Source organism: Ruegeria sp. CDSA246, assembly GCF_059611225.1.
Map to the genome: position 1 here is coordinate 21,687 of NZ_JBXWPD010000009.1, position 12,208 is coordinate 33,894.

Annotated in this window: 14 protein-coding genes; 12 read left to right on the plus strand and 2 right to left on the minus strand. The window is 57.8% G+C overall.

What is annotated here, in order from left to right:
• Positions 1-105: 105 nt before the first annotated feature.
• Both dprA and tldD read right to left on the minus strand, forming a co-directional pair.
• Positions 106-1,239, minus strand: coding sequence for a DNA-processing protein DprA (gene dprA / locus AC2FI9_RS12910; protein ID WP_496768125.1), 1,134 nt, complete (start codon positions 1,237-1,239; stop codon positions 106-108).
• Between the two features lie 240 nt (positions 1,240-1,479).
• Positions 1,480-2,901: a metalloprotease TldD gene (gene tldD / locus AC2FI9_RS12915; protein WP_496768127.1), complete on the minus strand. Its 1,422-nt coding sequence runs from the start codon at positions 2,899-2,901 to the stop codon at positions 1,480-1,482.
• Between the two features lie 176 nt (positions 2,902-3,077).
• On the opposite strand from tldD, the gene coxB reads away from it, so the two are divergent.
• From coxB to AC2FI9_RS12975, 12 genes are all read left to right on the plus strand, one after another.
• Positions 3,078-3,989, plus strand: a complete 912-nt coding sequence (gene coxB, locus AC2FI9_RS12920) for a cytochrome c oxidase subunit II (RefSeq protein ID WP_496768129.1) — start codon at positions 3,078-3,080, stop codon at positions 3,987-3,989.
• Positions 3,990-4,073: 84 nt separating this feature from the next.
• Positions 4,074-5,030 carry a heme o synthase gene (cyoE, locus tag AC2FI9_RS12925; RefSeq protein WP_058272269.1) on the plus strand — a complete coding sequence of 319 codons (957 nt, stop codon included), beginning with the start codon at positions 4,074-4,076 and terminating at the stop codon, positions 5,028-5,030.
• The gene (locus AC2FI9_RS12930; protein WP_239336011.1) at positions 5,027-5,188 is read left to right on the plus strand and encodes a cytochrome c oxidase system small membrane protein; all 162 of its coding nucleotides are present in this window, start codon (positions 5,027-5,029) and stop codon (positions 5,186-5,188) included. The genes cyoE and AC2FI9_RS12930 overlap by 4 nt, the downstream gene beginning before the upstream one ends.
• On the plus strand, positions 5,188-5,763 hold the full coding sequence (locus AC2FI9_RS12935) for a cytochrome c oxidase assembly protein (protein WP_496707186.1): 576 nt from the start codon (positions 5,188-5,190) through the stop codon (positions 5,761-5,763). The genes AC2FI9_RS12930 and AC2FI9_RS12935 overlap by 1 nt, the downstream gene beginning before the upstream one ends.
• A 22-nt stretch (positions 5,764-5,785) precedes the next feature.
• The gene (locus tag AC2FI9_RS12940) at positions 5,786-6,601 is read left to right on the plus strand and encodes a cytochrome c oxidase subunit 3 (protein WP_058272267.1); all 816 of its coding nucleotides are present in this window, start codon (positions 5,786-5,788) and stop codon (positions 6,599-6,601) included.
• 158 nt (positions 6,602-6,759) lie between these two features.
• The gene (locus tag AC2FI9_RS12945) at positions 6,760-7,437 is read left to right on the plus strand and encodes an SURF1 family protein (RefSeq protein WP_496725992.1); all 678 of its coding nucleotides are present in this window, start codon (positions 6,760-6,762) and stop codon (positions 7,435-7,437) included.
• A complete protein-coding gene (gene thrC, locus AC2FI9_RS12950; RefSeq protein ID WP_496699808.1) occupies positions 7,434-8,822 on the plus strand; it encodes a threonine synthase in 1,389 nt (462 codons plus the stop codon). Before AC2FI9_RS12945 ends, thrC begins: the two co-directional genes overlap by 4 nt.
• Entirely contained in the window at positions 8,819-10,081 is a 1,263-nt protein-coding gene (locus AC2FI9_RS12955) for a M16 family metallopeptidase (protein WP_113790541.1), read from the plus strand. Before thrC ends, AC2FI9_RS12955 begins: the two co-directional genes overlap by 4 nt.
• On the plus strand, positions 10,081-10,665 hold the full coding sequence (locus tag AC2FI9_RS12960; protein ID WP_496768133.1) for a GNAT family N-acetyltransferase: 585 nt from the start codon (positions 10,081-10,083) through the stop codon (positions 10,663-10,665). Before AC2FI9_RS12955 ends, AC2FI9_RS12960 begins: the two co-directional genes overlap by 1 nt.
• A 4-nt stretch (positions 10,666-10,669) precedes the next feature.
• Positions 10,670-10,939 carry a hypothetical protein gene (locus tag AC2FI9_RS12965; protein ID WP_496768134.1) on the plus strand — a complete coding sequence of 90 codons (270 nt, stop codon included), beginning with the start codon at positions 10,670-10,672 and terminating at the stop codon, positions 10,937-10,939.
• On the plus strand, positions 10,926-11,285 hold the full coding sequence (locus tag AC2FI9_RS12970; RefSeq protein WP_496768138.1) for a hypothetical protein: 360 nt from the start codon (positions 10,926-10,928) through the stop codon (positions 11,283-11,285). The genes AC2FI9_RS12965 and AC2FI9_RS12970 overlap by 14 nt, the downstream gene beginning before the upstream one ends.
• 88 nt (positions 11,286-11,373) lie before the next feature.
• Positions 11,374-12,192: an MBL fold metallo-hydrolase gene (locus AC2FI9_RS12975; RefSeq protein WP_496768140.1), complete on the plus strand. Its 819-nt coding sequence runs from the start codon at positions 11,374-11,376 to the stop codon at positions 12,190-12,192.
• Positions 12,193-12,208: the final 16 nt, after the last annotated feature.

Consider the following 12,208-nt stretch of genomic DNA (forward strand, 5'->3'; position numbering starts at 1 on the left):
AATTGTCAATGCGTTCCTTTGAACACAGAAGTTATGTTGTTATTTCAATCACGTAGCCTGTGCACAAAAAGGGCTTGGGCAGGAACCGCTCGTCAGAGTTGGTATTTATGCAGACAATGACAGAAGTCCGCCGGGCTGCCGCTGGATCTGTCCTTCGAGTTCCAGATCAATCAGAGCCGGTCCTATTTCTCCGGCTGTTGCAGCAATGTCGCGGATCAACTGATCTTCGGCAATCGGGGAGGGGCCTAACAGTGACAAGATCGCACTATGCAACGCGGCACCTGTGATTGCTGGTTCATCAACTGCGATGGGTGGGGCGGGGGCCTCAACCTGAGGCGCTGTTACCTGTTTCGGAAGCGCTTCAATGATGTCTTCCGCGGTTCGCACCAATATCGCGCCGTCCCGGATCAACATGTTGCACCCCGCGGCCCGCGCATCGAAGGGGTGGCCGGGCACGGCCAGAACCTCGCGCCCTTGGTCCAAGGCATCCCGCGCCGTAATCAGGCTGCCGGACTTTGCTGCCGCTTCAACGACGACAACCGCTTGTGCCAGACCTGAGATAATTCTGTTTCTGCGCGGGAAGTGTCGGGCCTGCGGTGTGACGCCCATGGGCTGTTCGGAGACACGCAATCCGGTTTGGCCAATCTTTTCCGCCAAAACAGTGTTTTCGGTGGGATAGACGACATCCACGCCGCCTGCCATCACAGCGACAGTGCCCGTTTCAAGCGCGGCCATATGGGCCGCTGTATCAATACCGCGTGCCAGGCCGGACACAACGACATAGCCTTGCTTGCCGAGATCCGTGGCAAGCGCCCGCGCCATCCGCGCACCTAAGGACGAACAATTCCGCGCGCCGACCATCCCAATCGACCAACGCTGAAGCAGGGAGGTATCTCCAATCGCCCAAAGCAATGGCGGGGCGTCGGATAAATCATTCAACGCATCAGGAAAATCGGCGGAGCCAAGGCACAAAAGGCGCGCGTTCGCAGCTTTTGCGGCCTTGAGTTCCGCCTCAATCACGCCGGGCGGGCAGGTTTCATACCCTTCAATTCCGGCAGCGCGTGCCATTTCCGGCAGCGCGGCCAGCGCGTTCTGCGCCGAGCCATGTTCCCGCAACAGCCGACGAAACGTCGCCGGACCAACCTTGCGAGAGCGCAACAGGCGAAGCCAGGAAAACTGATCCTCTTCCGTGGTGGGTGGGAGTGTGGGGTGATAGGAAGAATGCTGCTCTTCGGTCATCCGATGCTCCGCCTGATTGCAGAACTGGTTTACGATTGCCGGGGTTAACAGCTTGTGAATCTCTTCAAATTATCCGGATAATTTTCGGCTTTTATTATTGAGAGCTTTCTAGCGCGTTGAAATATAATAAATAAAAATCACTTTCCTCGACGCGGTCGCCTGACAGGATGTTAATGCGCAGACGGACAGAAAGCACAGTGTTAACTCTGCGCTCTCGATTGCCCGCCAAGCGATTCCCGGTTACGCAGCCGATCCGCCGACCGTCAGGCCATCCATCAGAACGGTTGGCTGGCCCACGCCGACCGGCACCCACTGGCCGTCTTTGCCACAGGTCCCCATGCCCGGATCCAACGCCATGTCGTTGCCCAGTCCCCGAATGCGTTTAAGGGCCGATGGGCCGTCGCCGATCAGGGTCGCGCCTTTGACCGGTGCCCCGATCCTGCCGTTTTCAACGCGGTACGCCTCGGTGCAGGAGAACACGAATTTGCCGTTGGTGATATCCACCTGACCGCCGCCGAAACCAACCGCCCAGATTCCGTCTTTGATATCTGCCACCAAAGAGGCCGGATCAGCGTCGCCACCCAGCATCACCGTGTTCGTCATCCGCGGCATGGGTTTGTGTGCATAGCTTTGCCGCCGCCCGTTTCCGGTGGGGGCCACGCCCATCAGGCGCGCGTTCTGGCGATCCTGCATATAGCCGGTCAGGACGCCATCTTCGATCAGAACCGTGCGCGAACTGGGTGTGCCTTCGTCATCCAAGGAGATCGACCCGCGACGATCCGGGATCGTGCCATCATCGACGACGGTCACGCCTTTGGATGCGATCTGCTGTCCCATCAAACCGGCAAAGGCCGAGCTTCCCTTGCGGTTAAAGTCCCCCTCCAAACCGTGTCCGATTGCCTCGTGCAAGAGGATGCCCGGCCAACCGGGGCCAAGCGCGACCTCCATCACGCCGGCAGGGGCCGGGATCGCGTCGAGATTGACCAAGGCGATCCTCAATGCCTCGCGTGCTTTGTCCTGCCAGTCTGCCGGGTCGATCAAACCGTCAAGCCCGACGCGCCCGCCACCCCCGGCCGAGCCGCTTTCGCGACGGCCGTTCTGTTCGACGATGACAGAGATATTGAGGCGGGTCATTGGCCGCACGTCTCGCATCAGTACGCCGTCCGGGCGCAAAATCTCGACCTCTTGCACGGCTGCGGCGATTGTCGCACTGACCTGCACGACGCGGGGATCCATGTCACGGGCATAGGCGTCGATCTCGCGCAGCGTTTCGATCTTGACCGGGAAATCAGCGGATTCAATCGGGTCTTCGTCCGTATAAAGGCGGGTATTGGTGGGACGGGGACCGTCGGCGAGCGTGCCGCCGCCGTCGCCAACCGCCAGGCGCGCGGTCTCGGCTGCCCGCTTCAGCGCCGGAATTGAGACGTCGGTGGAATGCGCATACCCGGCAACCTCGCCCTGTACGGCCCGCAGGCCAAACCCCTCGGATGCGTCATAAGATGCTGTCTTCAAGCGCCCGTCATCAAAGACCAAAGCCTCGGATTTCCGCCGCTCGACAAACAGCTCTCCGTCTTCCGCCCCAGCGGTGGCAGATTGCAAAACCGCAAGCGCCTCGTCCTGCGGAACAGCGCTGTCAAATGGGCGAAACGGGTCGTTGGACATCTGTTGGGACCTTCCGAGTTTGATCCAGATCAAAAATAGCGTCTGTTTGACGCAAGCATTTTGCTTTATCTACCCGACGGAATATGGTTTTTAACGCGGCCAAAGACAACGGGAGAGGTGCGACTGATTCACACCTTTTCGCCAGAGAAGCAAAGATCAGACGATCAGGACAGAAAATGAAGAATGCTTTGATGCTTTCGGGGTTGATGACAGCCCTCTCCAGCCTTCCCGCAATGGCTCAGGAGCTTGAGATTATTGGTAAGCCGGTTGATGGCGGCCTTGGGTTCCAGCCCGCGGCGACCAGCCTGGCCTCGGGGATTCAGCGGCTGGATGATATGATTCTGGTGATCATCACCGCGATCTGCCTGTTTGTTGCGGGTCTGCTGATCTACTGCATCATTCGCTACAATTCGCGCAACAACCCTGAACCGGCGCGATTCTCGCACTACACCCCGGTTGAGATTGCCTGGACCCTTGGCCCGATCCTGATTCTGGTCTTCATCGGTGCCTTCTCGCTGCCAGTTCTGTTCAATCAGCAGGAAATCCCCGAAGGCGACATCACCATCAAAGTCGTTGGGAACCAGTGGTACTGGACCTACGAATACGTTGATCACGATTTCGCCTTTGACAGCTATCTGCTGGGCCACCCGGCCACATTGGACGAAGGCGCACGCCCGGCCGATGCGGACGTGACCCCGTTTGTTCTGAACGACGCGATGCGTGCCAAGCTGGCGGATGCGGGCTACAGCGATGACGAATGGCTGCTGGCTACCGATACCGCCGTTGTGGTCCCGGTTGGCAAGATCATTGTGATGCAGGTTACCGCATCAGACGTGATCCATTCGTGGACCATCCCGTCCTTCGGCGTAAAACAGGACGGTGTTCCTGGACGTCTGGCCGAATTGTGGTTTGAGGCCGAAAAGGAAGGCATCTATTTCGGTCAGTGTTCCGAACTGTGCGGCAAGGACCACGCTTACATGCCGATCACCGTCAAAGTGGTCAGCGAAGAGGCGTATGAGCAGTGGCTGCAAGGCGCACTGGAAGAGTATGCAGGTCAGCCCGCAGCCTATCAGGTTGCATTCAAGTGATGACCCGCGCGGGCTGAAAACTCGCGCCAAAGGTAATGCAGGCTGCGCGGTATCCGCGCGGCTTTCGCCCCAGAAGGACCTGAAATGAGCGACGCAAGCATCAATGCCAGCACAGTAAGCGCCCAATCCCACGCGGATGAGGCCAGCTTTGGCGATTTCTTTGCCTTGCTGAAGCCGCGCGTGATGTCGCTGGTCGTGTTCACCGCTTTGGTCGGCCTTCTTGCGGCACCGGTCCCTGTTCATCCATTCGTGGGCTTCTGCGCCATCCTGTTCATTGCCATTGGCGGCGGCGCATCCGGTGCTTTGAACATGTGGTGGGACGCCGATATCGACCGCGTTATGAAGCGGACCAAAGGCCGCCCGATCCCGTCTGGCAAGGTCCAGGAGGGTGAGGCGATGGCAATCGGGCTGGCCCTGTCGGGGCTGTCCGTTATTATGCTGGGTCTGGCAACCAACTGGTTTGCTGGCGCTTTCCTAGCTTTCACGATCTTTTTCTACGTTGTCGTCTATACGATGTGGCTGAAACGCTCGACGCCGCAGAACATCGTGATCGGCGGCGCGGCAGGGGCATTTCCGCCGGTCATCGGCTGGGTTGCCGCAACGGGGTCTATGTCCATCGAGCCGTGGCTGATGTTTGCCCTGACCTTCATGTGGACCCCACCGCATTTCTGGGCGCTGGCGCTGTTCATGCGCTCGGATTACGACGATGCGGGTGTTCCGATGCTGACCGTCACACATGGTCGTCGCGCGACGCGCTGGCACATTCTGGTATATACCGGGCTGCTGGCCATGCTGGCTGTTGGAACCGCATTCTCGGGCATTGGAGGTCCGATCTACCTGACTGTCGCGGTGGTGTTGAACGCGCTGTTCCTGCGCGGAGCGTGGCAGATTTCGCGCCGCAACGAAGATGATTCCGAGGCCGACAATTTCAAGGTTGAACGCGCGTTCTTCAAGTTGTCGCTGCTGTACCTGTTCCTACATTTTGGTGCTATCCTGGTCGAAGCACTGCTGAAACCCTATGGGTTAGGAGGTTGGTCATGAGCCTGCGCAAGAGCCACGAACTACACCAGCGCCGGTTCAGTCGTAACCTAGGGGTAGGTCTGACGCTGGCTGCCTTCATCGTGATCATCTTTGGCCTGACGATCGTTAAGGTTTCGGGCACGGACTTCAGCTTGGCGACGCAAGAGGTACAGAACTGATGGCGCTGACAGGTCCTCAGAAAACTGTTGCGCAGACAGTCGGCGTGGTTGTCCTGATGGGCAGCTTGGCGTGGGCCTCTGTTCCGTTTTACGACTGGTTCTGCCGTGTAACCGGATTTGGTGGAACCACTGGTGTGGCCGCGACTGCACCCGAAGACATTCTGGATCGCAAGGTGACCATCCGCTTTGACGCCTCGAAGGCGAAAGGCATGGCATGGGAATTCAAGCCGGTCGCGCGCGAGATGGAAGTGCGTATCGGCGAAACCGGACTGGCCTTCTATGAAGCTTACAACCCGACCGACCGCCCCATCGCGGGACAGGCGTCCTATAACGTGACTCCGTATTCAGCCGGCGGGTATTTCCAGAAAATCGCCTGTTTCTGCTTTGAAGAGCAGGTGTTGCAACCCGGTGAACGTGTTGAGATGCCGGTCACCTTTTTCGTCGACCCTGAAATGGTCGAGGATCTTGAAGCTAAGTATGTTCATACGATCACACTGTCGTATACATTCTACGAAATTGACCTGCCCGAGGGCGTTGCCGCCCTTGAGACGCAGGCTGATATAACAACGAACTAACGCCTGTAGGTGAGGGACGCTGATGGCACACGCAAAAAACCATGATTATCACATTCTGGCCCCGTCGATCTGGCCTCTGATCGGCGCGATCGGCGGCTTTGTGATGCTGTTCGGAGCCGTCCTGTGGATGCACGGGGTTACCTCGTGGATGTTCTGGGCCGGTCTGGTGGCCGTTCTTTACACCATGTTCGCATGGTGGTCCGAGGTTGTGGTCGAAAGCCGCCAGGGCGATCACACACCGGTTGTCCGCATCGGCCTGCGCTATGGCTTCATCCTGTTCGTTATGTCCGAGGTGATGTTCTTCTTTGCCTGGTTCTGGTCGTTCTTCAAACATCGCATGTACCCAATGTACGACTATGCCGGCACCGAGTACATCCAGCCGGACATTCACGCGGTTGACCCGTTCCACCTGCCGCTGATCAATACTCTGGTCCTGCTGCTGTCGGGCTGCGCAATCACCTGGGCGCACCACGCGCTGGTGCACGGCAATGATCGAAAGGCGCTGGTGCAGGGGTTGGCCATCGGTATCGCTCTGGGCGTCGCATTCACAGGTCTGCAGGCCTTTGAATACTATGAGCTGCTGGCGCATGAAGGCTGGAAATTCGGCGGTGATCAGTTCTATTCGAACTTCTTCATGGCAACCGGCTTTCACGGTTTCCACGTTCTTATCGGTACCATCTTCCTGTCAGTGTGCTTAATCCGGGCGCTCAAGGGTGACTTCACGCCTGAGAAACACGTCGGGTTTGAGGCGGCTGCCTGGTACTGGCACTTCGTCGACGTTGTCTGGCTGTTCCTGTTCTTCGCAGTATACATCTGGGGCCAAGCGCCGCTGATGTAACGCCAGACGGGCGAACAAATTGCAAAAGCCGCCCTTTCGGGGCGGCTTTTTCTCTGTTCCGGGCGCAAAAATTGCGCCCCATACAATTGGGCGGTTGCAAATCGCACGGCTCGCCCCTTAACAAGACGCCGGTTCCTGCAATGAGGTTTTGCTCCACCATGCGCCGCACTCTGTTCCTTCTGATCTTCGGCCTCGCCGGTCTGGGCGTGCTGCTGTCGCTGGGTGTGTGGCAGGTTCAGCGTTTGGTTTGGAAAGAAACTCTTCTGGCGGAGATCGGAGCCATGATTGATGGCGACATCACATCGCTCCCTGCAAACCCAACGCGAGGAGAAGACCTGTATCTGACGGTCGCTGTGACTGGTGAAATGCTCCTGGACGAAGTTCACGTTCTAGTCTCGGTCAAGCAAGTCGGGGCTGGGTACCGGATCATACAGCCTTTTGTCACCGAAGGTCGAACGATTATGGTGGATCGTGGCTTTGTTCCGACGACTGCCAAGGAAGCCGAACGTCTGAACGGCCCGATGGAGATAACCGGAAACCTGCATTGGCCGGATGAGATCGACAGTTACACGCCTGAACCTGACCTCAATGCAAACATCTGGTTTGCCCGTGATGTGCCCCATCTGGCAGCGGCTCTGGGTGCGGAACCCGTTCTGCTGATCGCCCGCTCGCAAACCGATCCCGGAATAACGCCTTTGCCCGTCAGCACGACGGGCATCCCGAACGATCACTTGCAATATGCAATAACATGGTTTGGCCTGGCTTTGGTCTGGGCCGCGATGACCGGATATTTTCTGTGGCGCAGCCGCGCCCCTTCTGAGAGTGACGTGACATGAAATACATCTCGACCCGCGGGCAGGCGCCCGAACTGACGTTTGAAGAGGCGATGCTGACCGGGCTGGCCCGTGATGGTGGCCTGTACCTGCCTGCTGAAATCCCGGTGATGACGCAGGATGAGATCGCAGCACTGGCCGGACTGCCCTTTGAGGAAATCGCGTTCCGGGTGATGTGGCCCTATGTCAGCGGATCTTTCGGTGAGAGTGAGTTCAAAGAGATCATCGGCCGCGCCTACGAAGGCTTTGGCCATGATGCCCGCGCGCCATTGAAGCAGTTGAACGAGAACCACTTCCTGTTGGAGCTGTTCCACGGGCCGACATTGGCCTTCAAAGACTTCGCCATGCAGCTGATCGGTCAGCTGTTCCAGGTGGCGCTGAAACGCCGTGGTGACCGTGTAACCATCGTTGGCGCGACCAGTGGCGACACCGGTTCGGCTGCGATTGAAGCGTTCCGGGGGCTCGACGCCGTGGACGTGTTCATCCTGTTCCCGCATGGCCGAGTTTCGGAAGTGCAGCGTCGGCAGATGACGACACCTGCGGACCGCAACGTGCATGCGTTGGCCGTGGACGGCGATTTTGACGATTGTCAGGCCGCGCTAAAGGACATGTTCAACGATTTCGACTTCCGCGACGGCGTGAAGCTGGCTGGCGTGAATTCGATCAACTTTGCCCGTGTTCTGGCGCAAATCGTCTACTACTTCTCCGCTGCTGTCAGCCTCGGCGCGCCACATCGCAAAGTCAGTTTTACGGTGCCGACCGGCAATTTCGGTGACATCTTCGCGGGCTACCTTGCAAAGCGTATGGGCCTGCCAATTGACCGTCTGGTTGTCGCCACCAACCAAAACGACATCCTGCATCGTTGCCTGTCGGGCGAGGGGTACTTCAAGGGCGACACCATCCCCTCGATCAGCCCGTCGATGGATATTCAGGTCAGCTCAAATTTTGAACGCGCGCTGTACTATGCGTATGGCGAAGATGGCGGCGCTGTCGCGCAGTTGATGGATGAATTGAAGACCGGCGGCTTTAACGTCAGCCAGGGCGCAATGGAAGCGCTGCGCGAAAGCTTTGACTCGGGCCGTGTATCTGAGGATGAGACGCTGGCGACAATCAAGTCCACTCTGACCCACAGTGCAGAACTGGTTTGCCCGCATACCGCCGTGGGCATCAAGGTTGCAGAAGAGCATCGCTCGACCGACGTTCCGATGATCACACTGGCCACCGCACATCCCGCAAAATTCCCGGCAGCGGTCGAGAAGGCAAGCGGCGAACATCCGCCTCTTCCATCCCGCATGTCTGATCTGTATGAACGTCCGGAACGGGTGACCCGCATCGCCAACGATCTGGGCACCCTCGAGGATCATATCAGAAGGCATATCGCTGAGTGACTGTCAGACAAGACCAACTGAAGAACGGATTTCGTATCGTCAGTGAACATATGCCGGGGTTGCAATCGGCGGCCATCGGCATTTGGGTGACCGCCGGTGGGCGGCACGAGCGGATTGAACAGAACGGTATCGCGCATTTCTTGGAGCATATGGCTTTTAAGGGAACCAAGCGCCGTTCAGCTTTGCAAATCGCCGAGGCGATTGAGGACGTGGGCGGGTATATCAACGCCTACACGTCGCGCGAGGTGACGGCTTATTACGCGCGTGTTCTCAAAGACGATGTGGCGCTGGCGATGGATGTCATCGGTGACATCGTTCTGAACCCGATCTTCGACCCGCGTGAGATTGAAGTTGAACGCGGTGTGATCCTACAGGAAATAGGTCAGGCCTATGACACGCCCGACGATGTGATCTTTGACTGGTTGCAAGAGCAGAGCTATCACGATCAACCGCTGGGTCGAACCATTCTGGGTCCGACCGAACGTGTCAGCGCGTTTTCCCGAGAGGATCTCTCCGGTTTCGTCGCCGAGCACTACGGGCCTGAGCAGATGATCCTGTCTGCTGCAGGTGCCGTTGATCATGATGCGCTGATGAAAACCGCTGAGGCGTTGTTTGGCCATCTTAAACCCTGCAAGGGGCTGATCCCGGAAACCGCCCGTTTCACTGGCGGCGAAGCGCGGCAGGAGAAAGAGCTGGAGCAGGCGCATTTCGCACTGGCGCTGGAAAGCCCGGGCTATCGCGACGATGCGATCTATACCGCACAGATTTATTCGACTGCGCTGGGCGGAGGCATGTCCTCTCGCCTGTTCCAGGAAGTGCGCGAAACACGCGGGTTGTGCTACACGATCTTTGCGCAGACCGGAGCTTATGCCGATACCGGCACGACGACGATTTACGCCGGAACGTCAGCAGATCAGGTGGCAGAGCTGGCCAGCATAACGATTGATGAGATGAAGCGCGCCGCCGAAGACATGAGCGCCGAAGAGGTTGCCCGCGCCCGCGCGCAGATGAAAGCCGGTATGCTGATGGGGCTGGAAAGCCCGTCGAACCGGGCGGAACGTCTGGCGCGTCTGGTGCAGATCTGGGACCGGGTTCCCTCGCTTGAGGATGCAGTGGCCAAGATCGACGCCGTCAGCACAGAAGATGTGCGTGCCTTCGCCGAACAGATGGCAGTGCAGGCCCCTGCTGCGCTGGCGCTATACGGCCCTGTCTCGGGCGCACCCACGCTGGCGCAATTGCAGGAGAGGCGTGCGGCGTGATGCTGTTGGGCAGACGCAAGCTGAAACTTGAAACCGAGCGCCTGAGCTTGCGCCCGCCCGCGCATTCCGACTTTAACGACTGGGCGGCGCTACGGCGCGCGTCACAGGAATACCTAACCCCGTGGGAGCCGGTCTGGGCCAAGGATCACCTAAGCCGCAAGTCCTTTACCAACAGGGTTTATTGGGCGCAGCGCTCCGTGGCCGGTGGGACGGCGATCCCACTGTTTTTGTTCCGTCGCACGGATGATGTGCTTTTGGGGGCCATCACGCTGGACAATGTCCGTCGCGGCCCGGCGCAGGCAGGAACCTTGGGATATTGGACGGGCCAGTCTTTTGCCCGTCAGGGTTACATGCGCGAGGCCATTGGTGCGATCGTTCATCACGCCTTTACCCGACTGGACCTGAGTAGGATAGAGGCTGCCTGCCTGCCCGAGAACAAACCATCACGTGGGTTGCTGGAAAGTTCGGGGTTCAAATACGAGGGCGTGGCGCAGTCGTACCTACAGATCAACGGGCGTTGGCGGACGCATGTGCTGTATGCCAGCTTGCGCTCGGACCGGCGCGGGAAGACGGACGCGGGGTAGGTCTATGGCGCGGGCAAAACAGCCAGTGATCTGGATCAGCGATGCAATGGTGGGCACTGCGGCGTTGAAAGGATTTCATTCTGATCGTTGGGATAATGATCTGAAGTTCACAGCGGACGCAAACACCCGAAAGGTCCGAGGAGAGCCGCTTACAGCGGATTTCTTCCCTTCGGAGGTATTTGCCGATTACAAAGACAAAAAAGAGAAGAAGCAACCAGACTTCTTTATGGCTGCGGGTGCATGGACCGTGTCCGCCGCGTGTGCGACAGTTTGATCTTGGCGACGGGAATCTCTATCCAGTCAAACTGTTTCAACATGACCGTGCCACTCCGGTTGAAGGAGAATATTATTGTCTGAACTTCGGCAATCAAAAAGCTGCAGTGCTGACAGATCAATCTCCGAACATTGATAGACCCTACGAAAATCAAGAAGTTTATCAGCCACCGTTGGTCATGAAAGACAAAGACATCGCCGTGAGCGCGATAGCATTGGATGGCCCGGATATCTGGATTGACACAAAAATGCGCCGCGCATTTTTTGTGAGTGATCCGTTGGCTCAAGCGTTACGTGTGGCGAAAGTTTCACGGCCCTTCAAGCTGCGGAAGTGCATCGTTCTCTGAACTGCTCCTAGAAAATGCCAATTCCGTGATTTCACTCACGCGATATCTGCAGGCGTGACTTACCTGTGTTCTGCGCTACACTCCGGACATGCGCTGGGTTGTTGCGGTATTGATGGTGATCTCGGGTGGGGCTTCGGCACAGGAACGGCGGCCGAGCCATTGCATTGCCATCGCGGATGCCGCACCGGGGATTGAGTATATTCATAAAGCAGCCTGGCAGGATCCTGTGCCAGAGTTCTCGGTTCGGATCAGCTATATCGCTCATGCGTCGTTTATGATCCAGACGCAGGGCGGGTTGAACGCGGTAACGGACTTCACCGGTTTCATCGGTAGCGCGGATCTAATCCCGGACGTGGTGACGATGAATCACGCCCACGGCACCCATTGGACCGCCCATCCAGATCCTGCCATCCCGAATGTGTTGCCGGGGTGGGGCGAGTTCGGGCAGGGGATCGAACACTATCTTGATTTGGGAGAGATGCTGATTCGCAATGTCTCGACCGATATCCGATCCTCTTATGGCGGTGTGGAAGAGCGCGGAAACTCTATCTTTGTGTTTGAGGTTGAAGGGTTGTGCATTGGTCATCTGGGTCACCTGCACCACGTGCCGTCAGATGAACAATTTGCCGCATTGGGCCGTTTGGATGTTGTGATGGCTGCTGTGGATGGCGGTACGACGATGCCGTTGCCGGAAATGATCACGGTTTTGAAGCGACTGAAAAGTTCGATCATCATTCCGATGCATTGGTTTTCCAGCTTTTCACTGGACCGGTTTCTGGTCGATATCCGCGAAGATTTTCCGGTTCAACGCAAAGGGGAGTCTGAGATCACAGTGTCCCTGCGCACGTTGCCCGACCGCCCGACAGTTGTGGTGCTTGAGCCGCAATACCTCATTGAACTGGAATAGGGCTTGTGGGCGCACG